This window comes from Oceanimonas baumannii, assembly GCF_002245495.1.
Lineage (GTDB): Bacteria > Pseudomonadota > Gammaproteobacteria > Enterobacterales > Aeromonadaceae > Oceanimonas > Oceanimonas baumannii.
On record NZ_NQJF01000019.1, the window covers coordinates 1 to 26,425 of the forward strand.

A 26,425-nucleotide genomic window follows, 5' to 3' on the forward strand; every position below is an offset into this window, starting at 1 on the left:
TATGCCTGGCGGCCATAGCGTTGTGGAACCACCTGACTCCATGCCGAACTCAGTAGTGAAACGCAACCGCGCCGATGATAGTGTGGCAGCTGCCATGTGAAAGTAGGTCACTGCCAGGCACCCAATTTAGTACACTGACTATACAGCTTTTGCGGAGCGGTAGTTCAGTTGGTTAGAATACCGGCCTGTCACGCCGGGGGTCGCGGGTTCGAGTCCCGTCCGCTCCGCCATTATTTAAAACCCCAGCAGAAATGCTGGGGTTTTTTCGTTTAGGCTTCATTGCCCTTCAACGCCGGTACGTTTTTCTCCCGTTTAATTGACAAGAAGCCTCGATTTAACGATCGGGGCTTTTCTCAGTATGTCCCCTTATCTGTTCTGATAAAGAAAAACGTGTTGGTATAACACCTGCTGGAAATCCATTCTTTGCATTGCTATTCCTTCTTTAGCTTAAACATTATCTTGCTGCTATGTCTGCATGGCTACCTTCGTTAGCGTCTATTTTTCTAATTTCAGTGTTGATAGAGGCATATTTTATGGTCGCAGATCGAATTTAAGATCGGCATTCCACGCCATATTATAAGTACTACTTATTAAATATTGGGGTAACTTGATAGTGGGTGATGGAAGGGTACAAACAGGGTATATATCTGTGATTGGCAATTTGTATGGAGCTTTAATATGTCAATTATCCTTCCTCGTGATGACGGGCGCTGTGGCTGGTTTAAGTTGTTGAATACGGCTCGGCCAAGTCGGCAGATCCATGGTAAACAAAAGGCGGACATGGTAATTGTCGGTAGCGGGTTTGTCGGACTAGCTGCTGCTCGTGCCTATGCCGAGCTGCGACCGGATCACAGGGTAATACTACTTGAAGCTCTGAAAGTCGGTCAGGGAGCCTCGGGGCGAAACTCTGGCTTTCTTATTGATCTCCCTCACAAGCGAGATCTGGAATTTGGCAGCCTGGACAGAAAGCAAAAAATTTATCGTCTGAATCTGGAAGCAATTGCCGATCTGAAGAAAAGTGTTCACCAGCATGGTATTAATTGTGGCTGGGAAGAAGCTGGGAAATATCAGGTTGCGGTAGGTGATAGAGGAATAGGCTTCCTGCGAAATTACGCCACTCTGCTCGATAACTTCGATTATCCTTATCAATTGATTGAGGGGGATCCGCTTTCGGAGGCCCTTGGTACCCACTATTACAGCCAAGCTATTTATACCGATAAGTGTGTCTTAGTTCAGCCGGCGGCTCTGGTGAATGGGCTTGCCGATACTTTGCCGGCAAATGTCGAACTTTACGAAGAACATCCGGTACTGGATATTAAAAAGCAGGCTGCTCAGTTCTCGGTTCGTACTCAAGATGCAGTCTTCTCGACTCCGAAAGTCATCCTGGCAACAAACATCTTTGCCAAGGAGTTCGGCTACCTGCGCTCCCGAATGATCCCAACCATGACCTATGCCAGCATGACCAGACCGCTGACCGCTGAGGAAATGATGGTATTTCGTCATGAGAAGTCCTGGGGGGCAACCCCGGCTGATCACGGTGGAACCACCTTACGCTTGACCCAGGATCGTCGTCTGGTGATCCGCAATCGTTATCAGTTCGTGCCTCGTTATCACGATAACCTTGATGCTCGCCGGGCTGTACGGCAAGGTCACCTGGATGGATTACAGGCCCGGTACCCGCAATTTGACAACCTTACCCTTGAATATACCTGGGGTGGAGCCTGCGCGTTATCCCGAAATTATCAGGCGTTCTTTGGCGAGCTGGCTCCAAACCTGCTTTTTTCCGGTATTCACCAGAGTGTTGGAGCTACCCGCGGGAGTATCACTGGTAAGTTGCTGGCTCAATTGGCTCTAGGACAGGATTCTGAAAGTCTGGCTCATATGCTGGAAATTAGCCAAACGCCAGCTGTTAACCCTCCCGAACCATTCCTCAGTATGGGAGTTAAGACACGGATGGCCTACGCCCGGTATGAATCGGCCAGTGAGCTGTAAAGTTCTCACAAGGAAACTAAAAAGGAGTTTATGTTATGAATATCTGGGATTTTACTATTGATTTCGGTATTGCCAGCGGTTTGATCCTTCTGTGCAAGCTGATCCGGACTAATGTGGTTTTGGTACAGAAACTGTTTATGCCTGTGGCCTTGCTGGCCGGTCTGCTCGGCCTTGCACTGGGACCTCAAGGCGTTGATATTCTGCCCTTCTCTGAAGCATTTGGTGGCTATGGCGGTGTACTGATTGCCATCATTTTTGCCGGGGTTGGCTTGTCTACCGAGTTTCCCGCTCCCTCCGTGTTACTGTCACGCTCCGGCAAGCTGTGGGCCTTTAACCAAACAGCAACTGCGTCTCAGTGGCTGGTAGGTCTGGTGGCCGGCGCGCTTATTTTCACCCTATTCTGGCCTGAACTGTCACCAGCATTTGGTTTGATTATGCCTGCCGGCTTTATGGGCGGGCATGGTACTGCTGTGGCAATGGGGAATTCCTTTGCCGAGTTGGGCTGGGAAGATGCCACCACGCTGGCGATGACCTCTGCTACTGTGGGCGTATTTGCCGCTGTACTGATGGGGTTGGCCATTATTCGCTACGGTGTTAGGAAAGGGTACATCAGTGGTCTGACCCCTTTTGAGCAAATGGAAACACACCACCGCAAGGGACTTATCAATGCACCGGATCGGGTCGCCATCGGCAAGGAGACAGTATCTGCTTCTTCCATTGATGTGCTGTCCATGCACATAGCGCTGGTTTTACTTATTACTGTTGCCGCTTATTATCTGGGTTCTTACCTGTCCAGCTTCAATGATTTTATTTCAGTCCCTACCTTTGCCAGTGCTTTCCTGTTGGGCACATTGAGCCGTACGTTGCTCAAGCGTTTTGGTTTGCTGAAGCACTTCGATATCAAAATATTTACTCACATAGCCAGTACCGCGACTGATTATTTGATTGTATTTGGTATCGCCTCAATTAAGGTCATGGTGCTGATGGCTTACGCCGCTCCTCTGGTGGTGTTGATGTTGCTTGGGTTATTACTGTGTTTGGTGATGGTATTTTATGTGGCCCCGCGCATGCTTGGTGACCAATGGTTTGAGAAAGGTGTATTTTCATGGGGTTGGATGACAGGGACTGTCGCCATGGGAATCCTGTTGCTGCGTATTGCCGATCCGGATCGTAAAACTACAATTCTCGATGACTATGCGATTGCGTATGTGCCGGGAGCTGTGTTTGATATCATCCTGATTTCGTTTATGCCGGGGTTGATCATGCAAGGCTTCATATTTGAAGCGATTGCTGGATTGGTAGCCTATCTTGTGGTTGTCGGATTGATCAGCAGGACGTTGACAGCCAAAGCGGGTTACAAGAGGGTGGCTCAGTCCTGAATACATGCCGGCATGTGTGTGGGTGATAAGGAAGCATGGCAAAGGTTGACTTTGAATTAAAACAGATACAGGTGTTTACTGCTGTAGCAAAGACGCTAAGTTTTTCTGCTGCAGCTAAACAGCTTAATGTAAGTCAGTCCGCTATTTCTCAGCATATTGCCAAGCTGGAGTCCAGCTACGGAGTGCCGCTGATCCAGCGGCACTGCCGTCCGGTAACTCTGACGGATGCCGGTAAGAAACTGTTCAGGTTCGGTGAAGCCTGGCTGTCCCAGGCCATGAATATGCACAATGAACTGCAATTAAGTCACTCTTCGCATATGAGAGTGTTAAGGCTGGGAGTCATTGATTCACTGACTCCAGTCATGGCTCCGCTTGCCGTTGAACATTTCTCCGACAAAGTTCAGAGCCTGAGTGTACAGTCTGGGGTGATCACCGGCTTGAACTCGGCCTTCCAGGCTGGTGAACTGGATATGCTTATTACTGCCAGTATTGCGCCTGAATCAAATACACAGAATACATTTCTGCTGGCCAGAGATCCTTATGTGCTGATTGCTCCGTCCGACAAAGCCCGTCTTACGTTCAGTGAAATGGTTCAGCAATTAAGTTACATCGGTTACGACAAACGCTCTCAGATTGGTAAGAGCATCCAGTCGATCTTTCAGCAACATGACATCCAGGTGTCAAGTACGGTTTCTGTGGATTCGTTTGATACTCTTTCCAAGTTGGTCTCGTCAGGCCTTGGATGGGGGCTCGTGTCTGCTTTCAGTCTGCAGAGCATCACGGCGCTCTCTCCTTACCTCATCGTCAGAAATGTGCTCGAAGGTAATTATTCTCGGGATGTCTATCTTGTTACCAGCAGCACGTTGCCAAAAGACTTTGTAGATTACGCCCGAAAGCGGTTTCAAGGGCTCTTGACCAAGACGGTTAAAGGGGCAATACAGAAGCATTTTCCTCTTATTAGTTTCTTGGACTAGCGTGCCATCTCTCTGGACTTTACCTGGTTAGACACTGAAACAGTCGAAAGCGGCATCTCTACTGACCTCCATGAAGCACTCTTCTTCGTTTGAGCCAGTGTGACACTGAAATGACCTAATGTGTCGTTACTGCTGCACAGTACCGATAAAATTACTTACAATACCCCTCATGTTAAGGGGGACTTATGTCTATCAATTACAACAAGCTGGTGTTCTGGAATCTGGCAGCGTTTGCCGTGTTGGGGAGCTGGTTCTGGCTGCCGAATCATGGTTTCTGGTTTGAACTCGACAAAGCGGTCTTTTACTTTTTTAACCAGAAGCTGGGAGAAAGTCAGTTGTGGGTCAACCTGATCGCCGCACTGAATAACCGGGCCTTTGATGGTGTTGCTCTGCTGGCCATGGGAACCGTATATTACAGCGTGTATCGCCAAGCCGATGCCGGGCAGCGCCGGCAGCTGGTGATCGTTGGTGTCTTTATGCTGCTGACTGCCGTGGGACTGAATCAGCTGGGACGCGCAATTCCGGTAGAGCGACCGAGTCCGACCCTGACCTTTGACAATGTACTCAGGCTGACCGAGCTGGCACCGTTCAAGACCAAAGATGCTTCCGGTGACAGCTTTCCCGGGGATCACGGGCTGATGCTGATGATCTTTACCGCTTTTGCCTGGCGTTATCTGTCCTGGCGGGCGGGGCTCTGGGGCTGCCTGTTTGTCGTGGTGTTTTCTGCTCCGCGCGTCATGGGAGGAGCCCACTGGTTTACCGATATTTATGTGGGCGCGTTTGCTGTGGCCGCTTTTGGCCTGGCCTGGTTGTTGCAGACCGGGCTGATGGATGCCATGATTGCGCGGGTACAGGCCGCTCTGCCATCACGGATTTACTGAGTTTTTCCCTTGTTCCAGCAGGGCCGGCAGCTGGCGGATCAGCCAGCTCTTGGCCTTGCCCATGGCATCCCGGCGCCATGCCAGAACTACATCGGCGCTCTGGTATTCTGCTCCAGCTATTTTTTTCAGCTCTCCCCGTTCAAGCATTTCTCCCAGCCACGCTTGGGGCAGGGTGGAAATTCCCAGGCCTGCCTTGAGGGCATCCACTTTATCCTGCATGGTGCTGACCGTCAGCCGTGACTGCTTATTGAACAGGTGGTAGGTCAGTGGCGGTTTGCTACGAGCGGTGTCTGCCACGGCGATAGCCCGGTACTTTTGCAGTATTTCCGGAGTAATGGGGGCTGTTTCATGATGGATGGGATGATCGGGGTGAGCCACATAAACGAAGGTTTCCCGGTACAGCTGCTTGGTTTTGATGCTGGCATGCACCGGCAGGTCTTCCTGCAGAGCAGTAATAGCCAGGTCGGCCCGGCCGGTTTCCAGTGCTTCCCAGCTGCCGGCCAGGATTTCGTGAAACAGCCGGATGTCGGTATCGGTCTGACCCAGCAGGGCTTCAATGGCGGGAAACAGGTATTTGCATGGCAGAATTCCATCCACTGCCAGCGTAAGGTTGGTTTCCCAGCCTCGTTCCAGAGCGCGGGCAGACTCGACCAGCTGATTTGACGCCTGAAGCAAATGTCGCCCCTGATCCAGCAGCAGCCGGCCCACCGGAGTGAACCGGGTTTTGTGGCCGGAGCGATCAAAGAGTGTCAAGTCCAGCTCGTCTTCCAGTTTTTGAATGGTGTAGCTGAGTGCTGAAGGGACCTTCCCCAGCTCATCGGCGGCAGCGGCAAAGCTGCCTCGGCGTTCAATGGCATCGAGCACCCGCAGGGCATCCAGCGTCAGGGCTTTTTCCCGGGACATTATTATCTCGTGCAATAGGTCATACCAATACCATACGTGACTCTGGCGTGGCCCGCATCAAAACTTGCCCAGCGCCCCCAGCAGGGTGGCACCCAAGCTGGCAGTAAGCAGAGAGCCCAGTGTGGTGATGGCGATAATATTGGCAGCCAGCACGGCATTGCCTCCCATGGCCCGCACCATCACATAACTGGCGGCCGCAGTAGGTGAAGCGTTAATAAGAAAGAGCATCACCAGCTCTGCATCTCTGAAGCCCACTGCCCAGCCTCCCAGGGTAATCAGCCCCGGCACCAGTATCAGGCGCAGCAGCGTGATGACGGGCAACAGCCCGGTATCTTCCTTGCCGGATTTCAGGCTGAGACTGGCACCAGTGCACAGCAGGGCAAGCGGCAACGTCATCTGTGCCAGTGATGCCCCGGTTTTCATTAATATGTCAGGCAGCTGCCAGTCATTAAGGGCAAAGGGCAGGGCGGCCACAATGCCGATAATCAGCGGGTTTTTGATAATACCAAGCATGATAGCTTTAGGGCTCACGGTCTCGCCGGTATTCAGGCTGCGGCTAAGAGTGATGACGGCCAGTATATTAAAAAGAATGGTCAGGCAGGCCACGTAAAACGCCATGGCTGCTACTCCCTGGCTGCCATAGGCGTTGTGCACATAAGCCAGGCCAACAATGCCCATATTGGCACGAAAGGCACCTTGTACCAGAATGCCACGCAAGGCCTTTTGTGATGTCAGCCGGGTAGCCAGCAACTCCAGCAGGACATACACTATCAGGGTGGCGGTAATGCCATAAACAATTAATCCGGGGCTGGCCATCTGTGCGATATCGGCACTGACAATGCTGGTAAACAGCAGTACCGGTAGTGTGATATTGAAGACCAGTTTGCTGGCACCGTCGATAAAGCCTTCATTCATCATTTGCGTGCGGCGAAGGAAGAAGCCCAGCAGCAGTAAAAGACAGATAGGCCCGGTAATGGACAATGAAAACAACAGGCTTTCGGCAAGGGCGTTCATGATGTGATACACATGTGATTGAAGGCAGAGGGAAAGCATGCAGTGATGGGGCTGCCGGTGCAAGATGCCGGGGGTGTTTTCGTGACGTCATAAAAGGTAAAAAGGCGCGAGAATGCGCCTTTTTACCTTTTATGACTGATAATCACCGGCCCGCTCGGGCTGATATTCCACGTCGGTAATGGTCACCGTCAGCGGTTTGCCATTGGGGCCGGGCCATTCAATGCTCTGGCCTACTGCCAGACCAAGCAGGGCACTGCCAATAGGAGCCAGTACCGAAATTTTATCTTTGCTGCCGTCCATGTCCCGCGGAAAACACAGGGTTTTGGTAAAGGTTTCATCAGTACGGTTCATACTGAAACGAATGACCGAGTTCATGGTGACAATATTGTCGGGCATGTCCTGAGGGGCGACAACAGTCGCACGTTCCAGCTCATCTTCCAGCCGGCGTACCGCATCGGAGTCGGGTTGCTTTTCAATCAGCGCCTCAAGCCGGGCCAGATCCAGGGTAGAAATAATAACAGGCGGCAACTGGGCCATATTAACCTCCAACCAAAAAAATCAGGCAACGCCAAAAAAGCGCTGCCTGTATCCAATCCCTAAAGATATACCCCAAGCCGCAGGGTTTGACCAGTGGTTGCCGAGGCTATTTTTCATCCGGTGTAAACGCGCCCCGCTATTTGAAAAAGCAGCCTTAGTTTGCGTTAAATCAAAAAAGTTCCGCCTTTATTAAGGCACACTGGCCCCAGCTGAAAATTTCCTGATTAAAACGTTAAGGACAGAATATGAAAAAAGTTGCTCTTCTGGTTGCTGCTTCCCTGATGGCCCCTGCCGCTGCTTTCGCTCACCAGGCCGGTGATATTCTGGTCCGAGGTGGTGCTGTAATGGTTAGCCCGACTACCGGTACCGAGGACACTCTGGACGTGCAGTCCAACACACAGTTAGGCCTGACCCTTTCTTATATGGTGACCGATAACTGGGGTGTGGAGCTGCTGGCCGCCACTCCGTTCTCACACAGTGTAGAGCTGGGTGGTACCGAAGTTGCCAAAGTAAAACACCTGCCCCCGTCACTGATGGCGCAGTATTATTTCGGCAATGCGCAAAGCAAGGTACGTCCGTATATCGGTGCCGGTGTAAACTATACCTTCTTCTTTGATGAAGACGGCAAAGGGCCGCTCAGTGGCACCAATGTGAGTGCGGATGATTCCTGGGGATTAGCTGCACAGGCCGGCGTGGATATGGCTGTGACTGAAAATCTGTTTGTGAATGGTTCTGTCTGGTATATGGATATCGATACCGATGTAACGGTAAACGGTGTTCATGTAGACAACACCAATATTGATCCTATTGGTCTGATGGTTGGTCTGGGTTACCGTTTCTGATTGATTTGTAATATGGGTTGAGGGATGAAACCCCGGCAGTGTTTTTTTGGGCAGACCTTTGGTCTGCCCTTTTTTATTACTGAAAATAGAGGTTCAGACTTCGGCAACAGGCAGTTCAACCTGCTCTTTAATTTTATCGACGATGTAACCACCGATGGGAATAGCGGACGTCGCTGCCGGTGATGGTGCATTACACACATTCAGGGTGCGCTTGGTATTTACAAACAAAAAGTCATCGACCAGCTTGCCATCTTTGGATACCGCCTGTGCGCGGATGCCGGCGGGATAGGGGGTGAGATCGTCAACCTTGAGGCTGGGGCAGTACTTGCGTACCAGTTCCAGGTAGCCAGCTTTGTTAAGCGAGTTCTTCATCTCGGTCAGGCCGGGTTTGAGGTTTTTCATCAGTACCTTGAGGATGCCCGGATAGGTGAGCATTTCCAGGGTGTCACTCAGTGAAATATCACGCTTGTTGTAACCTTCGCGCTTGAATGCCAGCACGGCATTGGGGCCCACGGTGACGGTGCCGTCGATCATACGGGTCAGGTGCACCCCGAGGAACGGCATGTTCGGATCCGGGATCGGATAAATCAGGTGATTCACAATCTGATTGTGCTCGGGCTTCAGCAGATAGTACTCGCCGCGGAAGGGGCAAATCTTGAATTCTGGCTCCAGGCCCAGCATGCGTACCACTCTGTCAGCCATCAGGCCGGAGCAGGACACCAGGAACTTGCCCTGGAAGTCGCCCTGGGTGGTCTGCACCACTACCTGCTCCGCTTCCTCTTTAAGGCCGGTCACTTCGGTGCTGAAACGGATTTCACCGCCCAGACGCTCAAACTCCTTGCCCATGGCAGCTGTGACTTTTTTGTAGTCCACAATGCCGCTGGAGGGCACAAAAATACCGCCCAGGCCGGTGATGTTGGGCTCTCGCTCTTTCAGCTCGTCGGCATTGAGCCAGTAGCGCTCCAGGCCGTTGGCTTCACTTCGGTCCCACAGTGCCTTCATGCGATCCATTTCCAGCTCGTTGGTGGCAACCAGCAGCTTGCCGCATTCGTCAAAGGGTATATCGTGTTCGCGGCAAAAGGCCTTGGTGGCGAGGTTGCCTTCCAGGCAGAACTTGGCCTTCAGACTGCCGGGGGTGTAATACACACCGGCATGGATGACGCCACTGTTATGACCGGTCTGGTGACGGGCCGGGCCGCTTTCCTTTTCCAGCAACAGCATTTTGCTGTCGGGGTAGTTTTTTTTAAGCTGCCAGGCGGTAGACATGCCGACGATGCCGCCGCCGATAATAATAAAATCAAACACTGTGCTGCTCACTCTTTAGTAGAGAAGACAACGCCGGGCTGTCCCCGGCGGTCTTATATGGTTGCTTTGAATATCCGGGTGCCAGCGGCACCTTGTCAATGTTTTCAGCCCTGGTTAGGGTTTTTCAGGGTTTTGGCATGAGTGAAGTAACCGCGTTGGCGCATCAGCTCACGGCGCAGGCCATCGTGGGCGATAAACTTATCACGGCCGTGCAGCCAGAAGTGGTTGTTGATCAACAGGAAAGATCCGGTAGGCACCGGTACCGACAGGCGGTGGGCACTGGTTTCCAGGGCATCGGACAGGTCTGCCAGCCAGACACCTTCTTCATAGTTTTTCGGCTGCACAAACTGGTCGATGTAAGACATGATGGGCTTGCCACTGCGATCGGTGTCGAACACGGCATGATACACGTCTTTGGTGGTGTTCTTGCTGGGCGGTGCAGCCCAGCGCATTACCCGGCGGGCCATCGGATCGGCATAGAAACGCTCCAGATGCTCCCAGTCGTCCAGGTGCAGCAGCAGAGAGTTACCGCCTTCCATGTTTTGCTCGTCAATCTTCAGCATCAGCACATAGTCGGTGTCCTGCTCTACAAAGGTACCGTCGTTATGCAGTTCCATCACTCTGTGGGCCTGGCGCAGGTAGCTGTCGGAAGTGTCTTTGTTCTGCACAACAAAGCGGGCGTAATACTGGCCGCTCATGGCATCAAAATTAGAACGGCCAAAGAGGTGAGCCACGGCGGTGGTGAACTTGACCATGTCTTCGGCCTGCTCTACCTGGTTGAGTCCTTCCGGAGTGATCAACAGGCCGCCGGTGTTGCGATCCACCAGGGTGTTAATTAACAGCGGCTGCAGTGCCTGACCGCACAGATCATTGAGGATCTGGGCGACCCGGAAGCGCAGAAAGGATTTGTACTCCAGTGCCTGTACCGGCCACTCGGCAGTTGCTTCCAGATACGCTTTTACGGTTTTTTCATCAAAGCGCAGTTCCAGCAGACGTTCAGACTGGGTGGACGGAGCCAGGGTGAAACCCTGGTACTGATGGTTGGCGAAATCGGCGGTGGCGATATTAGACATGGGAGCTTCCTTGTATCGATACTTTGTTGACGAATGCGACCAATGTCGCTGTATATATAAAATGTCGACATTTTTGATTTATGTCAATCATTAGTGGTGATTTTATGATCTCCGTTACAATTTCGTTATAATGCGCGCATTCATTCCGAACGAGACACCACCATGAGCAACCTCGAGGCCCCGCGGGAAAATCTGGCCCGTACTGCCTATCAACAACTGAAACAGGACATCATTGAAAGTTACTTCAGCCCTGGCGAAAAGCTACTGATGAGTGGCTTGAAAACCCGTTATGGCCTGGGGGTAAGCCCGCTGCGGGAAGCGTTGTCGCAGTTGGTGTCGGAACGGTTGGTGACCGCCGAGAGTCAGCGAGGTTTTCGCGTCAGTCCGATGTCGGTGGCAGAGCTGCAGGATATTTATGATGCCCGCGCTCAGCTGGAAGGTCTGATTGTGGAGCTGGCCATGGCGCGGGGAGACGATCTGTGGGAGGCCGGAGTGGTGGCGGCTCATCATGCGCTGGCCAAGGTAACGCACCTGGATTCAGTGGAAGATCAGCTGAACCAGTGGGATGGCCGCCATCAGGCGTTTCATGAAGCGGTTGCGGCCGGCTGTAACTCGCCTCAGTTACTGGTGGTACGTCAGATGCTGATGGATCAGGCCGCCCGTTACCGGCATCTGTGGCTGAAACGCACGGTGTTCAGTGAACAGGCCCTGGCCGACAAGCAGCAGGAGCACCAGAGTCTGCTGCACGCTATTCTTGCGCGGGACCCTCAGGCGGCAGCCATGATGCGTGAACATCTGCAAAGTCCGGTGGCCATTATCACCCGGGTGCTGGCTGAACAGGGGATGGGCTGACACGTCCTTCTTGCTTCCTGTTATTCTTTCTCCTGATAAAACGGGCTTCCATGCGGAAGCCCGTTTACGTTGTGAGCATGTTCTTCCCTGGCTATTTCGGACATGTTTGGCCATAGACCCCGCCGGTTGTCGCTTTCTTTTATAGTTTTATCTCGATACAAATTAAGGATTTATTATTTTTTAAATGATGCTCTTGCACCTGCAAGTTCAGATGTGTAAACATTCGGATGCGTAGGTGTCTAGATGTCTATTTCTCAAAGGGAGTATGGAGAGCATATAATGGTCTTGTCACATAACCTGGGGTTTCCCAACATCGGTAACCGCCAACAATTGCAACTTTCGCTGGCGCCTTACTGGAAAGGGCAGTCCGGCTCCGATGAGCTGAGCACGATGGCCCTGCGAACCCGTCATGCCGCTGCGTAAGGCACAGCAACCTGCCTATCTGAACTGGGCCGAAAAAGCATTTCGCCTGAGTGCCTCTGCGGTAGCGAACACTACTCAGATCCACACTCATATGTGTTATTCTGAATTCAACGAAATTATCGAGTCCATTGCCCGCCTGGATGCGGATGTGATTACCATTGAAACGTCACGCTCAGACATGGAATTGCTGGATGTGTTCCGGGATTTTGCCTATCCCAACGAGATTGGCCCCGGTGTCTACGACATCCATTCTCCGCGTATTCCCACCGTGCAGGATATGGTCAAGCTGATCGAAAAAGCCGTGGCGCGTTTACCCAAGGAGCGTATCTGGGGTAATCCCGACTGCGGTTTGAAGACCCGTAACAGGGAAGAGACTCGTGCCGCCCTGGCCAACATGGTTGCCGCGACGTTTGAGCTGCGCCGTGCTTACGCCGACGTCAAGGCATAATGGATTCACTTGAATAAAAAGTAAGTTATCAGGAGACAATCATGGGTTTTCACAGTGCGCGTCATGTTGAAGCGCTGAATCAGTCGCTGTCCGAGCTGAATGGCGATATTAATGTGTCATTTGAGTTCTTTCCGCCCAACAGCGAAGCAATGGAGCAAACCTTGTGGAGCTCCATTGAGCGGCTGAAAACATTGCAGCCCAAGTTTGTCTCCGTGACTTACGGTGCTAACTCCGGCACCCGTGACAGAACCCATAAGGTAATCAAGGACATTCAGGATAAAACCGGCCTGATTGCCGCGCCGCACCTGACCTGTATTGATGCCAGCCGCGATGAATTACGCGGTATCGCCCGGGACTACTGGAACAACGGCATTCGCCAGATTGTGGCACTGCGTGGCGATCTTCCTCAGGGTATGGAAAAGCCCGACATGTATGCTGCCGACCTGGTGAGCCTGCTGAAGGAAGAGGCCGACTTCGACATCTCGGTGGCCGCCTATCCGGAAGTGCATCCTGAGGCGAAAAGTGCCCAGGCTGATCTGCTCAGCCTGAAGCGCAAGATCGATGCCGGTGCCAACCGGGCCATCACTCAGTTCTTTTTTGATGTGGAGTCTTACCTGAGGTTCCGGGATCGCTGTGCGACCGTCGGTATCGACGCGGAAATTGTGCCGGGTATCTTGCCGGTGTCCAACTACAGGACTCTGCTGAAGTTTGCTGGCTTTTCCAATGTCCGCATTCCGGCCTGGATGCATCAGCGCTTCGAAGGGCTGGATGACGATCAGAACACCCGGAATCTGGTCGGTGCCAGTATCGCCATGGATCAGGTGCGGGTACTGAGCCGGGAAGGCGTGAAGGATTTCCATTTCTACACCCTGAACCGCTCCGAGCTGACGTATGCCATCTGTCATAGTCTGGGTGTGCGTCCTCAAGAGCTGGTGAAGTAACCAGCAGGCCATAAAAATCCCCCGCCGGTGATGACGCCAGCGGGGGATTTTTTATCGTCAGTGTCAGCGTTGCAGGGCCATTAACGGGTCGGCCGCGCCCAGCAGATAGATAGCAGCCATGCCGAGCAGCCCCAGGACCGTCAGGTAGTACAGGGTCGGCAGTGCTGTTTTGCGCAGAGTGGTGCCTTCCCGTCCCAGCAGGCCCACGGTTGCCGAGGCCGCCACAACGTTGTGGATGGCCACCATGTTACCGGCGGCGGCCCCCACGGCCTGCAGGGCCACCATCATAGCGGTAGACAGACCCAGAGCCTGGGCAGTTTCGAACTGGAACTGGGCCAGCATCAGGTTGGAGACGGTGTTGGAGCCGGCGATAAAAGCTCCGAACGCTCCGATCACGCCACTGACGGCCGGGAAGAAGCCTCCCATCAGATCGGCGGCAAAGGTGGCGGTGGTCACAGGCATACTGGCGATGTCGGCCGCATTCACGCCCGAGTTGATGAAGATGCGCACCATGGGGACGGTGAACAGCAGCACGAAGCCGGCACCGACCAGGGTTTTACCCGACTCACCGATGGCTTTGCCCAGGGGAACCAGTGAGCGGGACTGGAGTAACGCCGCGATAATGGCGACCAGCAGCAGCAGGCCACCGGGCAGGTAGAGCGGCTGGATGCCGGCGCTGATACCCGACTCACCCAGGATGTTGCTGAAGCTGAAACTCAGGCTGGTCAGCCAGCCCTTGACGGTATCGTTAGTCCGGCTGAGAACCAGCAGGGCCGGCAGTAGTATATAGGGCAGCCAGGCCAGCACCAGGCTCATGGGTCGGCCCTTCCTTCTCTTCCGGAAAATCCCAGCGGCTGGCTGGGATAAAAAATCCCTTGCGTGCTGCCGTTACCACGATAGCCAGGCCAACGAGTCCGCCGAGCAAAGAAGGAAACTCCGGGCCGAGTAGTACGCCTGTCAGCGCGTAGGGGATGGTAAAGGCCAGGCCGGCAAAAAGTGCGAAAGGGGCTATTTCCAGACCTTCTTTCCAGCTTCTGTTCTTGCCGAAGAAGCGGGTCAGCATCATCGTCATCAGCACCGGCATCAGGGTGCCGGTAATGGCATGAAGAATGGCGACATTGCCGGTGACCAGTTGCAGATAGGCCGGCCAGTCGGAACCGACGCTGGCCAGCCCCGGAGCCATGGCCTGAGTGTCAAGGCCGCCGGTCACTCCCACTACGATAGGGGTCCCCACGGCACCGAAGGAAACGGGTGTACTCTGGATCATCATGCCCATCAGTACTGCTGCCAGGGCGGGAAAACCCAGTGCGACCATCAGAGGGGCGGCAACGGCCGCCGGAGTACCGAAGCCGGACGCACCCTCAATAAAAGAGCCGAAACACCAGGCGGCGATGATGGCCTGAACCCGGCGATCAGGGGAAATGGCGGTAAAGCCGTTACGGATGGCAGTGATGGCACCGGTGTGCTTCAGGGTGTTGAGCAGCAGGATGGCGCCAAAAATAATCCACAGCAGGGACACCGACATGGCGATGCCCTGCAGGCTGGAGGCGATGACGCGGGTGGCCGACATGTCCCATACAAACAGGGCGATGACCACCGTCAGCCCGAAGGCGAAGGGCATCGCCTTTTTGGCCGGCCATTGCAGCACCAGCAGCAAGATGGCGGCCAGCAATATCGGCGAAAACGCGAGTAGTGCTAACAGGGTGTTAGATATCATTCTTCAATTCCTTTTCAAGATGAAATGCAATGGCAGTGAAAGTCACTGCTGTGTCGACGGGGCTGAGAGCGGGCTGTTCCGTTGCCTGGCCGATAGCCTGGGGGTGAAACGTCCGGATAATTCCACCTGTCGATGGTTGTTATTATCCGGTTAATTTTTTGTTTTTATCTATGGTTTTGAGGGCTGGTGTAACCAGTTTCTAGAAGCAGCCTGATTTCTTTCTTATTAAAAGATATTTAAATACATGGGGTTATGTTGAAACCTGGCTAAGGTTTCAACATATTGCGTTGCTGGTAGTACCAGTTAGTCGGTCGTGGGCTTCTTACCCATCAAAGTGCGTTCCCAGCCACCGGAACGATCCAATCGCTGCTCTTCCTGCTCTATTTCCAGCAGTCGCTCACGGATATTGCGAATATGGGCGATGGCGGCCTTGCGCGCCCATTCCGGCCGCCGGCCGATCACTGCGTGGTAAATCTGGCGATGGTGGCGGTCTATCTGCTCCTTGTAGGGACCGCGATGGTAGAGGTTATTCACGGAGGCCAGTACGGTATTCAGCATCAGCTGCATCAGGCTTTGCAGGGTATGTACCAGCACCGGGTTATGGGAGGCTTCGCAGATCGACTGATGAAAGGCGTGATCAAGCCGGGCCGCCGCCATGGGATTGGCCTGAGCGGGCGGGGCCTGGTCAATGGCATTGAAGGCGTGGGTGATACGGTGGAAATCCTGTTCGGTACCACGGGTGGCAGCCATATAAGCCGCTTGTCCTTCAAGCAGCTCCCGTACCTCCAGCAGATCATAAAGTGTACGCGGATGATCGTTGAACAGGTAGGCCAGGGGGCTGTCGGTATCTTGCCTGGGCACCAGGCCGGTTACCACGGAACCCTGACCCTGGCGGGTTTCAATCAGTCCTCTTCCCCTTAACTCTTTCAGCGCTTCTCGTAATATGGTGCGGGAAACACCCAGTCGTTCCGACAGCTGGCGCTCGGAAGGAATTTTCTTGCCTGGCAGCAGGGTGCCGTCGAGGATCAATTGTTCCAGTCGTCGGGCGATGGCGCTGGAGATGGGTTCTCCAGCCGTTGAGATTGGTTCTACCACTTTAAGATCCTTCTCAAGTTACAATCTTTGTTAACATTTAACTTATTAATAAATATATCTTTTATTTTTTGTGTTAACAATTTTTAAAATAAAAAACTGGTATAACCACTGCAGATAACGTTGGACTGGCCGTCAGCGCGAATGTCACCCTTGCTCCACTTTCGGGGGATCCCGACACCTTGCTAACTTACAGGGAACGCAGAACGATGAGCAACACAGTGCACAAGGGGGATCTGCAGATCGCCGCCAATCTCTATCATCTGGTGCAGGATGAAATTCTGCCGGGAACCGGCATCGAGGCAGAGGCATTCTGGGCAGGCTTCGGTCGCCTGGTGCATGAGCTGGCTCCGCTGAACCGGGCTCTGCTGCAACGGCGTGACCAGCTGCAGGCCGAGCTGGACGAATGGTACCAGTCTCATCCCGAACGACCCTGGTCCCAGGTGGAATACCAGGCGTTTCTGGAGCGGACAGGTTATCTGGTACCGGAAGGAGATGACTTCACCATCGGTACCAGCAATGTCGATGATGAAATTGCCCGGGTGGCGGGGCCGCAGCTGGTGGTGCCGGTGAGCAATGCCCGATTTGCACTGAATGCTGCCAATGCCCGTTGGGGCAGTCTGTACGATGCGCTTTACGGCACGGATGCCATCGACGAGCAGCACGGTTGTGAGCGGAGTGGTGCCTTTAATCCCTTGCGTGCCGGCCGGGTGATTGAATGGACTCAGTCTTTGCTCGATCAATCCGTGCCACTGGCGGCAGGATCACATGCCTCTGTCAGTGCCTATCGGGTGGTGGAGAGCAATGGGCAGCGCCGGCTGGAGGCCTTATTGTCCAATGGTGACTGTACGGGCCTGCAGCAGCCTGAGCAATTTGCCGGTGTGGGTGGTGAGCAGGATGACATTATTCTGCTGCGTCATCACGATCTGCATATCGAGCTGCACATTGATCGCGAACATACCATCGGCCAGCTGAGCCCGGCCGGGGTCAAGGACGTGGTGCTGGAGTCGGCTCTGTCCACCATTCAGGATTGCGAAGACTCGGTAGCAGCGGTGGATGCCGACGACAAGGTCGGGGTTTATCGCAACTGGCTGGGACTGATGAAGGGAGATCTGAGCGAAACCTTTACCAAGAACGGTCGTCAGCATACCCGCACCCTGGCACCTGATCGCAGCTACCGGGATCCGGACGGTAACCCCTTCATCTTGCCAGGCCGGAGTTTACTGCTGGTGCGGAATGTGGGGCATCTGATGACCACAGATGCCATTCTGGACAATCAGGGCAACGAAATCCCTGAAGGCATCATGGATGGCGTAATTACCAGTCTGTGCGCCTTGCACGATCTGCAAAGCGGGCAACCACGCAATAGTCGTTGTGGCAGCGTTTACATCGTTAAACCGAAAATGCACGGCCCGGAGGAAGTCGCTTTTACCAACCGCCTGTTCGACCGGGTGGAGGATTTGCTGGGACTGGCACGCCACACGCTCAAGGTGGGAGTGATGGATGAAGAGCGGCGTACCACCGTTAACCTTAAGGAATGTATCCGGGCGGTGAAGGACCGGCTAGTCTTCATCAATACCGGATTTCTTGACCGGACCGGTGATGAAATTCATACCAGCATGGCGGCAGGTCCGGTCATGCCGAAGGAATGGAACAAAGATCAACCCTGGCTCAATGCCTACGAAGACGGCAACCTGGATATCGGGCTGGCGTGCGGGCTGCAGGGCAAGGCGCAGGTCGGCAAGGGCATGTGGGCCAAGCCTGATGAGATGGCACAGATGCTGGCCACCAAACAGGTTCACCCGCTGGCCGGTGCCAGTTGTGCCTGGGTTCCGTCGCCTACTGCTGCCACTCTGCATGCCACCCACTATCATCAGGTCTCGGTGCCGGTGCGTCAGCAGCAGCTGCGGCAACGTGAGCGTGCCCGGCTGGAAGAAGTACTGACGCCGCCTTTACTGGCAACCTCGCTGTCGGTGGAGCAGGTCCAGGCAGAGCTGGACAATAACGCCCAGGGCCTGCTCGGTTATGTGGTGCGCTGGGTGGACCAGGGCGTGGGCTGCTCCAAAGTGCTGGATATCAGCGGCACCGGACTGATGGAAGATCGTGCCACGCTGCGGATTTCCAGTCAGTTACTGGCCAACTGGCTGCAGCACGGCGTTTGTACGCAGGAACAACTGATGGAGACCCTGCAACGGATGGCGGCGGTGGTAGATGTTCAGAACGCGGCTGATCCGGCCTACCGCCCTATGGCTCCCGGTTTCGACGGGCCGGCTTTTCAGGCGGCCTGTGATCTGGTGTTCCATGGTGCCGAGCAACCTAACGGCTATACCGAGCCGGTATTACACGCCCGCCGGCGGCAGCGCAAGGCGATGGATGCCGTGCGGTGAAGACCCGGACATCACTGGCGTTGTATCAATCACTGAAAGGAATCAAAGAACATCATGCTTACCATTAACCGTTTAAGTCACGAAGATGCGTTGCTGCTGATCGAAGGCGCACGTTACAAGGCCATTGAGATAGGGGTGCCCATGTGCATTTCTGTGGTGGATGAGTCCGGTAACCCGATTGCGTTCGAGCGGATGGACGGCGGCAAGGTGACCAGTATTACCGTGGCGCAGGACAAGGCGTTTACTGCCGCCGCCGCGCGCAAGGCAACCCACGACTATAATGCCGCCTGCGTGCCGGGCAATCTGGTATTTGGCATCCATACTGCCCTGGGCGGCCGGCTGAGCGTGGTCGGTGGCGGTCTGCCGGTGCTCGTGGATGGCCAGGTGGTTGGGGGAATAGGACTGAGCTCGGGGACCCCCCAGCAGGATATGGAATGCGCCGAGGCCGGTATCCGCTATTTGCTGGCCCGGCTCGGTTAACTGACCAAGGAGATGGCCATGAGCAGCCAGACAATGGACAAAGATGCCCTGGCCCGGGCTTTTCGGGCCTTTATCGAGCCGGAATATGTGATTTCCGACGCGGAAACCCAAAAGCCCTATGAGTGTGACGGGCTTTCCATGTATTGCGAGATGCCGCTGCTGGTTGTGCTGCCGGCGACGGTGGAGCAGGTGCAGAAGGTGCTGCGTCTGTGCCACCAGCATGGGATCCCGGTGGTGGCACGGGGAGCGGGCACCGGCCTGTGCGCCGGTGCCATGCCCAGCGCCGACGGCGTACTGCTGTCCCTGGCACGGTTCAAGCACATTCTGGAGATTGATCCGCTGGCCCGCACCGCCCGGCTACAGCCGGGAGTACGTAACCTAGCCATCAGTGAAGCGGCGGCGGCCCATGGTCTTTATTACGGACCGGATCCGTCCTCCCAGATCGCTTGCACCATAGGTGGCAATGTGGCGGAAAACTCCGGCGGTGTGCACTGTCTCAAATACGGCCTTACCGTACATAACCTGCTCAAGGTGGAAGTGCTGACGGTCGAAGGGGAAAAGCTGGTGCTGGGTGGTGACGGGCTGGATAACCATGGCCCGGATCTGCTGGCATTATTCACTGGCTCTGAAGGGTTGCTGGGAGTGGTGACCGAAGTGACCGTGAAACTGCTGCCGTTACCGGAGCAGGCTCAGGTGGTCATGGCCGGTTTCGACAAGGTGCAGCAGGCCGGTGATGCGGTAGGGGCGGTGATTGCCGGCGGTATTATTCCGGCGGGGCTGGAAATGATGGACTCCCATGCCATTGTTGCCGCCGAGGCTTTTGCCAGAGCCGGTTACCCGACCGAAGCCGAGGCACTTCTTCTGTGCGAGCTGGACGGCACAGAGGAAGAGGTGCGGGAATATATTGAACGGGTAGAAGCTATTTTCCGCGAGCAGGGAGCAACCACGGTGCGGGTGTCCCGGAGTGAAGCGGAACGGGCCCTGCTGTGGAAGGGGCGTAAATCGGCTTTTCCCGCCGTGGGACGGATCTCGCCTGATTATTACTGTATGGACGGTACGATTCCCCGCAGCCAACTGGCTCATGTACTGACAGAGATGCAGCGGATGTCGGCGCATTACGGCCTGCGGGTGGCCAATGTGTTTCACGCCGGCGACGGCAATTTGCACCCGCTGATCCTGTTCGACGCCAATGTGCCCGGCGAGTTTGAGAAAACAGAAGAATTTGGCGGCAAAATCCTGGAGCTGTGTGTGGAAGTGGGTGGTTGTATCACCGGTGAGCACGGCGTCGGCATTGAAAAAATTCGCCAGATGACGGTGCAGTTCAGCGAGCAGGAGCTGGCTCAGTTCCATGCCATTAAAGCGGCGTTTGATCCGCGTGGCACGCTTAATCCGGGCAAGGGGATCCCCTTGCTCAAGCACTGTCAGGAATATCGCTCGCTGGATCACAAGGAGGCGCACTGATGCAGGATTTGACTTCGCAACTTACCGAACGGGTACTCCAGGCCCGGGCCGATGGCGGCAAGCTGAACATCGTGGGCGGTAACAGCAAGGCATTTATGGGACGTGTTGCCGAAGGCGAGCCGGTAGCGCTGGCCGGTCATACAGGCATTGTCAGCTACCAGCCGGTTGAGCTGGTGCTGACCGCCCGTGCCGGCACCTCGCTGGCCGACATCAATGCGGCCCTTGCCGAACACGGCCAGATGCTGGCCTGCGATCCGCCTCTGTTTGATGGCAAGGCTACCCTGGGCGGCACCCTGGCCAGTCACCTGTCCGGACCGGGCCGGCCCTGGTGTGGTTCTATCCGGGATCATGTGCTGGGCCTCAGGTTGATCAATGGCCGGGGAGAGCTGCTGCGTTTCGGCGGTCAGGTGATGAAAAACGTGGCCGGCTATGACGTCTCCCGGCTGCAGGCGGGTGCCATGGGGACACTTGGGATCATGACCGAAGTGAGCCTTAAGGTGATGCCCAGACCCGCGCTCAGCCTCACCCTGGTACGTGAAATGGGGGCTGATGAAGCCATCACCGAAATGAACCGGCTGGCAGGGCAGCCGCGGCCACTCACTGCCGCCTGCTGGCTCGACAACCGGCTGTACCTGCGTTTATCCGGTGCTGCCAGTGCGGTACAGGGCACAGCAAGCCAGTGGCCGGGCGAGGTGCTGGAGCAAGGTGACGACTTCTGGTATGACCTGCGTGAACAGCGTCTGGCTTTTTTCGCCGGAGACAAGCCGCTGTGGCGTTGCTCGGTGGCCTCCACCGCCAAGCATTTTCTGCCCGCTGCCGACTGGTTACTGGACTGGGGTGGCAGTCAGCGCTGGTTGCGCGGTGAGTTCGGGCAGGCCGAACTGGAGCAGCAGGCCGAGCGGGCCGGGGGGCAGGTCGGCCTGTACCGGGGCGGTAACCGCCAGGGTGAAGTGTATCACCGTCAGTCAGAGCCGCTCAGGCAGCTGCAGCTCAGGCTGAAGCACGCCCTGGACCCGGACCGGATATTTAATCCGGGCCGTCTTTACAGCTGGATGTAACAGGAAGAATTTATGCGTACTCAGATCAACGTCAAATACCTGGACCATCCGGAAGTCCAGGAAGCCGAATCCATACTGCGCAGTTGTGTGCACTGCGGTTTCTGTACGGCTACCTGCCCTACTTATCAGGAGCTGGGGGATGAGCGGGACGGCCCGCGCGGGCGGATTTACCTGATCAAGCAGATGCTGGAAAGCGGGGAAGTCAGTGACAAGTCCCGTCACCACCTGGATCGCTGCCTGAGCTGCCGTAGTTGCGAAACCACCTGCCCCTCCGGGGTGCAATATGGCCGCCTGGCCGAGATTGGGCGCGGTATGGTGGAAGAAGAGCTGGAACGCCCCGCCGGGCAACAGCTGGTGCGCTGGCTGTTGCGCAAGGTGCTGCCTTATCCGTCCCGGTTCGGCCCGTTGCTGGCCCTGGGCCGGTTCGCCCGGCCGCTGTTGCCTGCGGCGCTGGCCGCCAAGGTGCCGCCGGCACAACCGGCTGGTCCCTGGCCTGAGGCCCGTCATCCCAGAGTGATGCTGGCGCTGGGTGGCTGTGCCCAGGCGGTGGCCACGCCCGATACCAACGCTACCGCAGCGCGGGTACTGGATCGACTCGGGGTCAGCCTGGTGCAGGCTCCTGGCGCAGGTTGCTGTGGTGCGGTGAGTTATCACCTTTCTGCTCATGAGGAAGGACTCGGCTTTATGCGGCGTAATATCGATGCCTGGTGGCCGTATATAGAAGCCGGTGCTGAATCCATTGTGATCAGTGCGTCCGGCTGTGGCGCCATGGTACAGGAGTATGGTGACAAGCTCAGGGATGATCCTGTCTACGCCGACAAGGCGAAACGGGTGAGCGAGCTGGCGAAGGACTTGAGTGAGGTCCTGGATGGGGAAGAGTTGTCACGGCTGAATCTGGCCGGCAGCGGCCGGAAGACGGCGGTACATTGCCCCTGTACCTTGCAGCATGCGCTCAAGCTGGGCGGCCGGGTGGAGGACATTCTGCGCAAGGCGGGAGTGGAGCTGACGTCGGTCAAGGACGGTCATTTGTGCTGTGGTTCGGCCGGTACCTACTCGGTGCTGCAGCCCGAACTCAGCCAGAGCCTGCTGACCAATAAGCTGGCGGCGTTGACGGCAGATCAGCCCGAGCAGATTGTGACTGCCAATGTCGGCTGTCAGCTGCACCTAGCCAGCAAGGCGGAGGTGCCGGTGAAACACTGGATAGAGCTGCTCGATCCCCGGAATTAAACAGGACAGGATTTTTGTCTGTTTGCCCGGGCCCGACAGGGCCCGGGCAGTTATGGCGAACTGTATCAGGTATCAACCGGGTTGAGCGGGCTTCCTTGCTGGTAAGGAGTCTTCCGGCTCCGGTTTGTGGTTGACTTTTCAAAGCTCTTCACTCCACTATGGCAGACCGTCGTGTCGCCTGACTTTCAGCAGAATTTTCTTCTGTCAGCCACGACAGGAATGATTAATACAATAACGACAGAAAGGATCTCTTATGCGAGTTAAACAGGCCGCTGTGGCCATCAGCGCTGCCCTCAGCTTGACGCTGGCTGTTCCTGCCTTTGCGCAGGAAAGTCGTGAATTTTCCGTTTCCACCGTGCTGTCCGACGCCTTTCCGTGGGGACAGGCCGCCACCAAGTGGGCGGAGCTGGTCGATGAGCGTTCCGAAGGACGCATTATCCTCAAGGTTTATCCTAATGCCCAGCTGGTGTCAGGCGATCAAACCCGTGAGTTTTCTGCCATGCGCAGTGGTCTGATCGACATGGCGGTTGCCTCCACCATTAACTGGTCACCTCAGGTACCGGAGCTGAACCTGTTTTCTCTGCCGTTCCTGATGCCAGATGAAGCGGCAATTGATGCTATTACTCAGGGCAGTGCCGGTGAGAAAATATTCAATGCCATCGATAAAAAAGGTGTCGTGCCGCTGGCTTGGGGCGAGAACGGGTTTCGTGAACTGTCCAACTCCAAGAAGCAAGTTGATGGTCCTGAAGATCTGAAAGGGCTCAAAGTGAGGGTGGTGGGCTCGCCCCTGTTCCTCGACACCTTTAATACCTTGGGTGCGAATCCTACTCAGATGAGCTGGGCGGATGCTCAGCCGGCGCTGACCACCGGGGCTATCGACGGCCAGGAAAATCCCTTGTCAGTATTTGATGTTGCCCGGGTGGATCAGGTAGGGCAAAAGTACCTGACCCAATGGCATTATATGGCTGATCCGCTGATTTTCGGGGTGAACAAGCGGGTATGGAAATCCCTCTCCGCAGAAGACCGGGAATTGCTGCAGCAGGCGGCTATCGATGCCGGCGCCTGGGAAATAGAAAAATCCCGTCGCGAGCTGTCTGATACTCTGGCTGCCATTCGTGAGCGTGGTGTGGAAGTGACCGAGCTGACTCCCGAGCAGCACCAGGCCTTCGTGGATGCTACCGCTGAAGTGTATGAAAAATGGACCCCGCGCATCGGTGCCGAGCTGGTGGCGGAAGCCAAGGCGGCAATCGAAGCCCGTTGATATATGCTCCGGGTGCCCGGGTGGGCACCCGGGGTTTCTGTTGTTGTTTTCGTGAGTAGTATTCATGTCCCGATCTGCCCCCGATGCCGGCCCTGAGCGCTGGCTGGCGGCGCTTGCCCTGCTGGCTATCTGCGTGATCAGCCTGGGCAATGTGGTGGTACGCTATGCCACTGATGCCTCCTTTGCCTTTACCGAAGAGTTCTCCGTTTTTTTGCTGGTGGTGCTGACCTTTTCCGGTGCAGCCCTGGCGTCCCGTCGCCATACCCATATCCGAATTGAGCTGATAGAAAACAAGCTGCCCCCCAGGCTGCGGGTAGTCTTGTATCTGCTGCAATGGGCTGCCAGTGTGCTGCTGCTGGCGCTGGTCGTCTGGTATGGCGGCCTGCTGACCTGGGAGGAGTACAGCTGGGAGTCGTTGTCTCCCGGTCTGGGCTATCCCACCTGGATTTATATTATCTGGCTGCCGTTGTTGTGCCTGGCCATTATTTGGCGGCTGACCCAGAGCGTGTTGGCGCGCAGCCGGGCCTGTCTTAAGGAGCAGACTCATGAGTCCTGATCTGCTGATGCTGCTGGTGTTTGGAGCGGCCATGTTGCTGGGCGTACCTGTCGCCTTTGCGCTGGGCCTGGGCGGAGCCGCCGGCATTGTCGCCGGGCTGTCACCGGATATGCTGGCCACCCTGGGCACCAATACGTACAACAGCATTGCCAAATACCCCCTGATTGCCATCCCGCTGTTTATTCTTACCGGGCTTATTTTTGAACGGGCTGGGGTGGCGGCGAGCCTGGTGCGCTTTGCCCAAGCGCTGATCGGTCCGCGTCATGGCGGCCTTGGCCTGGTAGTGGTGCTGGTGTGTCTGATTATGGGAGGCATGAGCGGATCCGGCCCGGCCGATGCGGCGGCGGTAGCCATGGTTATGCTGCCCAGCATGACCCGGGCCGGCTACCCCAAGCCTTTTTCAGCAGCCCTGATCGCTTCGGCATCATCGACGGCCATTCTGATCCCGCCCTCCATCGCCCTGATCCTGTATTCGATCGTGGTGCCGGGAGTAGACCTGCGAGCCCTGTTTGCTGCTGGTCTGGTACCCGGGGTGCTGGCCGGTATGTCGTTATTGCTGCCGGTGTGGTGGCTGGCAAGGCGCAATGGCTGGGAAGACCCGTCTCAGGGTGAGCGACCACCGCTGAAGGAGAGTTTTATCCGTGCCTTGCCGGCGTTGTTTGCTCCGGTACTGATCCTAGGCGGGCTGCGCTCCGGCCTGTTTACTCCCACTGAAGCGGCGGTAGTGGCGGTGACTTATGGTCTGCTGGTGGGGGTCTTTGTTTACCGCCAGCTCAGCCTGAAAGATATCTGGGGCCTGCTGGGAGAGGCGGGTATGGTATCCGGGGTGGTGATGATCATTATCTCGCTGGCAGGTATTTTTGCCTGGGCCGGCACCACGCTGGGCACCTTCCAGCATTTGGCCGAGGCGATGTTGTCGTTATCCGACCAGGGCTGGGTGCTGATGATCCTGATTATGGTGCTGGTATTGCTGGCGGGCATGCTGCTCGACGCCATCTCCATTTACCTGATCATCACGCCGATATTGGTCCCGTTGATGCAGCATTTTGGCTGGAACCCCATCTGGTTCGGTATTCTGCTGGCGATGAATATCGCGATCGGACAGTTTACTCCGCCGGTGGCGATTAACCTGATGGTGACCACCCAGATAGCGGGCATCCGGCTGGAGAAGACCTTTGGCTGGGCGCTGTTCTTTATGCTGACCATGCTCAGTGCACTGGTATTGGTGATGGTGTTCCCGGGGCTGGCGCTGTGGCTGCCGGAACGCATGGGCTTTGTGGTGGGCGACTGGTAACCGGCCCTCGCACCGCCATGACAAAATCCGATGATCACTGGTCATCGGATTTTTTATTCTGCTTGCATAGGGATTTGCCTCAAGCGTACCGTGGCAGAACACATACCCACCAGAACGAAAAATGCCGCTCACCTGAGTGAGCGGCATTGCGCAGCTTGCTGCGGCTTTTTACTTTAGGCTTTTTTCAGCGCTTTCTTCAGCTTTTTCAGTTTGCCTTCGTGCTTGGCAATTTTCGCCTTGCGTGATTTGATGGCTTGCTTCAGCTTTTTGGTATCAGCCTTGCTCATTATCGTTCTCCTTATCGATGGCGCGAACGCCCGTTAATGGA

General features: G+C 55.5%; 24 protein-coding genes, 1 tRNA gene, 1 rRNA gene and 1 pseudogene. 19 read left to right on the forward strand and 8 right to left on the reverse strand.

From position 1 onward, the window contains the following. Window positions 1-4: 4 nt before the first annotated feature. The 6 genes from rrf to B6S09_RS17135 all read left to right on the forward strand — a co-directional run bounded on the left by rrf (window position 5) and on the right by B6S09_RS17135 (window position 5,226). A 5S ribosomal RNA gene (gene rrf, locus B6S09_RS17110) occupies window positions 5-119 on the forward strand. A 34-nt stretch (window positions 120-153) separates the two neighbouring features. Then, window positions 154-230: transfer RNA gene (locus B6S09_RS17115), tRNA-Asp, on the forward strand. 448 nt (window positions 231-678) lie between these two features. Next, window positions 679-1,992 (forward strand): NAD(P)/FAD-dependent oxidoreductase, encoded by a 1,314-nt coding sequence (locus B6S09_RS17120; RefSeq protein ID WP_208321799.1) that lies wholly within the window; start codon window positions 679-681, stop codon window positions 1,990-1,992. Between the two features lie 35 nt (window positions 1,993-2,027). Continuing rightward, window positions 2,028-3,371 carry a sodium/glutamate symporter gene (locus tag B6S09_RS17125; RefSeq protein WP_094279705.1) on the forward strand — a complete coding sequence of 448 codons (1,344 nt, stop codon included), beginning with the start codon at window positions 2,028-2,030 and terminating at the stop codon, window positions 3,369-3,371. Between the two features lie 35 nt (window positions 3,372-3,406). After that, the gene (locus B6S09_RS17130) at window positions 3,407-4,345 is read left to right on the forward strand and encodes a LysR family transcriptional regulator (protein WP_094279706.1); all 939 of its coding nucleotides are present in this window, start codon (window positions 3,407-3,409) and stop codon (window positions 4,343-4,345) included. Window positions 4,346-4,530: 185 nt separating this feature from the next. After that, on the forward strand, window positions 4,531-5,226 hold the full coding sequence (locus B6S09_RS17135; RefSeq protein WP_094279707.1) for a phosphatase PAP2 family protein: 696 nt from the start codon (window positions 4,531-4,533) through the stop codon (window positions 5,224-5,226). Here B6S09_RS17135 and B6S09_RS17140 read toward each other — a convergent pair. From B6S09_RS17140 to rnk, 3 genes are all read right to left on the reverse strand, one after another. Then, entirely contained in the window at window positions 5,212-6,129 is a 918-nt protein-coding gene (locus B6S09_RS17140) for a LysR family transcriptional regulator (RefSeq protein WP_094279708.1), read from the reverse strand. The two genes, B6S09_RS17135 and B6S09_RS17140, sit on opposite strands and share 15 nt — an antisense overlap. Window positions 6,130-6,186: 57 nt before the next feature. Then, a complete protein-coding gene (locus B6S09_RS17145; protein ID WP_094279709.1) occupies window positions 6,187-7,143 on the reverse strand; it encodes an AEC family transporter in 957 nt (318 codons plus the stop codon). 129 nt (window positions 7,144-7,272) lie between these two features. Continuing rightward, complete coding sequence (gene rnk, locus B6S09_RS17150) at window positions 7,273-7,680, reverse strand: nucleoside diphosphate kinase regulator (RefSeq protein ID WP_094279710.1); 408 nt, start codon at window positions 7,678-7,680, stop codon at window positions 7,273-7,275. A gap of 245 nt (window positions 7,681-7,925) precedes the next feature. Between rnk and B6S09_RS17155 the strand changes: the two genes are divergently transcribed. After that, the gene (locus B6S09_RS17155) at window positions 7,926-8,522 is read left to right on the forward strand and encodes an OmpW family outer membrane protein (RefSeq protein WP_094279711.1); all 597 of its coding nucleotides are present in this window, start codon (window positions 7,926-7,928) and stop codon (window positions 8,520-8,522) included. A gap of 93 nt (window positions 8,523-8,615) precedes the next feature. On the opposite strand, the gene lhgD is transcribed toward B6S09_RS17155, so the two are convergent. Together lhgD and glaH are read right to left on the reverse strand one after the other, a co-directional pair. Then, window positions 8,616-9,827 carry an L-2-hydroxyglutarate dehydrogenase gene (gene lhgD, locus B6S09_RS17160; protein ID WP_094279712.1) on the reverse strand — a complete coding sequence of 404 codons (1,212 nt, stop codon included), beginning with the start codon at window positions 9,825-9,827 and terminating at the stop codon, window positions 8,616-8,618. A gap of 104 nt (window positions 9,828-9,931) precedes the next feature. Continuing rightward, window positions 9,932-10,900, reverse strand: a complete 969-nt coding sequence (gene glaH, locus B6S09_RS17165; RefSeq protein ID WP_094279713.1) for a glutarate dioxygenase GlaH — start codon at window positions 10,898-10,900, stop codon at window positions 9,932-9,934. Between the two features lie 162 nt (window positions 10,901-11,062). On the opposite strand from glaH, the gene csiR reads away from it, so the two are divergent. The 4 genes and pseudogenes from csiR (at window position 11,063) to metF (ending at window position 13,564) form a co-directional block, all read left to right on the forward strand. Continuing rightward, on the forward strand, window positions 11,063-11,752 hold the full coding sequence (gene csiR / locus B6S09_RS17170; protein WP_094279714.1) for a DNA-binding transcriptional regulator CsiR: 690 nt from the start codon (window positions 11,063-11,065) through the stop codon (window positions 11,750-11,752). Between the two features lie 279 nt (window positions 11,753-12,031). After that, window positions 12,032-12,175 (forward strand): hypothetical protein, encoded by a 144-nt coding sequence (locus B6S09_RS18350; protein WP_166670367.1) that lies wholly within the window; start codon window positions 12,032-12,034, stop codon window positions 12,173-12,175. Next, window positions 12,162-12,623 (forward strand): annotated as a pseudogene (locus B6S09_RS17175) (5-methyltetrahydropteroyltriglutamate--homocysteine S-methyltransferase); the annotation flags it as partial. The gene B6S09_RS18350 and the pseudogene B6S09_RS17175, both read left to right, overlap by 14 nt. A gap of 41 nt (window positions 12,624-12,664) precedes the next feature. Then, window positions 12,665-13,564, forward strand: a complete 900-nt coding sequence (gene metF / locus B6S09_RS17180) for a methylenetetrahydrofolate reductase (protein WP_094279716.1) — start codon at window positions 12,665-12,667, stop codon at window positions 13,562-13,564. A gap of 63 nt (window positions 13,565-13,627) precedes the next feature. Here metF and B6S09_RS18770 read toward each other — a convergent pair whose 3' ends face one another. From B6S09_RS18770 to glcC, 3 genes are all read right to left on the reverse strand, one after another. Next, entirely contained in the window at window positions 13,628-14,380 is a 753-nt protein-coding gene (locus B6S09_RS18770; RefSeq protein WP_341802698.1) for an L-lactate permease, read from the reverse strand. Beyond that, complete coding sequence (locus tag B6S09_RS18775; RefSeq protein ID WP_341802697.1) at window positions 14,313-15,281, reverse strand: L-lactate permease; 969 nt, start codon at window positions 15,279-15,281, stop codon at window positions 14,313-14,315. Before B6S09_RS18775 ends, B6S09_RS18770 begins: the two co-directional genes overlap by 68 nt. 303 nt (window positions 15,282-15,584) lie before the next feature. Further along, window positions 15,585-16,376, reverse strand: a complete 792-nt coding sequence (gene glcC / locus B6S09_RS17190) for a transcriptional regulator GlcC (protein ID WP_243832904.1) — start codon at window positions 16,374-16,376, stop codon at window positions 15,585-15,587. 206 nt (window positions 16,377-16,582) lie between these two features. On the opposite strand from glcC, the gene B6S09_RS17195 reads away from it, so the two are divergent. The 8 genes from B6S09_RS17195 (at window position 16,583) to B6S09_RS17230 (ending at window position 26,097) form a co-directional block, all read left to right on the forward strand. Then, on the forward strand, window positions 16,583-18,760 hold the full coding sequence (locus B6S09_RS17195) for a malate synthase G (RefSeq protein WP_094279717.1): 2,178 nt from the start codon (window positions 16,583-16,585) through the stop codon (window positions 18,758-18,760). Between the two features lie 54 nt (window positions 18,761-18,814). After that, window positions 18,815-19,240, forward strand: coding sequence for a GlcG/HbpS family heme-binding protein (locus B6S09_RS17200; RefSeq protein ID WP_094279718.1), 426 nt, complete (start codon window positions 18,815-18,817; stop codon window positions 19,238-19,240). 18 nt (window positions 19,241-19,258) lie between these two features. Then, window positions 19,259-20,701: an FAD-linked oxidase C-terminal domain-containing protein gene (locus B6S09_RS17205; RefSeq protein WP_094279719.1), complete on the forward strand. Its 1,443-nt coding sequence runs from the start codon at window positions 19,259-19,261 to the stop codon at window positions 20,699-20,701. After that, window positions 20,701-21,759: a glycolate oxidase subunit GlcE gene (gene glcE, locus B6S09_RS17210; protein WP_094279720.1), complete on the forward strand. Its 1,059-nt coding sequence runs from the start codon at window positions 20,701-20,703 to the stop codon at window positions 21,757-21,759. Before B6S09_RS17205 ends, glcE begins: the two co-directional genes overlap by 1 nt. 12 nt (window positions 21,760-21,771) lie before the next feature. After that, a complete protein-coding gene (glcF, locus tag B6S09_RS17215) occupies window positions 21,772-22,986 on the forward strand; it encodes a glycolate oxidase subunit GlcF (protein ID WP_094279721.1) in 1,215 nt (404 codons plus the stop codon). 253 nt (window positions 22,987-23,239) lie between these two features. After that, entirely contained in the window at window positions 23,240-24,247 is a 1,008-nt protein-coding gene (locus tag B6S09_RS17220; RefSeq protein WP_094279722.1) for a DctP family TRAP transporter solute-binding subunit, read from the forward strand. Between the two features lie 64 nt (window positions 24,248-24,311). Beyond that, window positions 24,312-24,803, forward strand: coding sequence for a TRAP transporter small permease (locus B6S09_RS17225; RefSeq protein WP_094279723.1), 492 nt, complete (start codon window positions 24,312-24,314; stop codon window positions 24,801-24,803). After that, on the forward strand, window positions 24,793-26,097 hold the full coding sequence (locus tag B6S09_RS17230) for a TRAP transporter large permease (protein WP_094279724.1): 1,305 nt from the start codon (window positions 24,793-24,795) through the stop codon (window positions 26,095-26,097). The genes B6S09_RS17225 and B6S09_RS17230 overlap by 11 nt, the downstream gene beginning before the upstream one ends. Window positions 26,098-26,425 lie beyond the last annotated feature (328 nt).